At 65.5% G+C, this 432-nt stretch carries 1 protein-coding gene; it reads right to left on the bottom strand.

Going from position 1 to position 432, the window contains the following annotated elements; all coding sequences use genetic code 11:
- A partial coding sequence (locus RM572_RS29350) for a lipase maturation factor family protein (protein WP_311676381.1) occupies positions 1–432 on the bottom strand: 432 nt, incomplete at both ends.

Genomic DNA, 432 nt, shown 5'->3' with positions numbered 1-432 from the left:
ATTCGGTGCAGTGGCTTGGGCAGGTGGTGGAAGAACCAGCTCAGCGGCCCGGGCATGGGCTGCGTCTCGTGGTGGTAGTACAGGCAGGTCAGGTTGCGCCAGCACGGGTCACCGCGCAGCTTGATCAGTCCCGCACCGAACTCGACACGGAACAACAGCCAGCGGGCCAGCCACAGCACCAGGAGCGGGGGCCCGACGTCGTCGTTGCCCAGGAACATCACCAGGACCCCGGCTTCGAGCAGAAGGGATTCCCAACCGAACGAGTACCACGTCTGGCCGACGTTGACGATCGACAGGTACAGCACCCACACCAGCAACCAGGTCAGCATCGCCGCCCACAACGGCACCAAGTCCCCGAAGCCCGCCAACAGGGCCGCGGAGATCACCGCCCCGGCGATACACACCGCGGCGAAAAAGCGGTCCGAGTAGTGG

Source organism: Streptomyces hazeniae (assembly GCF_031845485.1).
In the GTDB taxonomy this organism is placed as follows: domain Bacteria; phylum Actinomycetota; class Actinomycetes; order Streptomycetales; family Streptomycetaceae; genus Streptomyces; species Streptomyces hazeniae.
The sequence above is the reverse complement of the archived record's forward strand: the minus strand, read 5'-3'. Positions and strand labels throughout refer to the sequence as shown.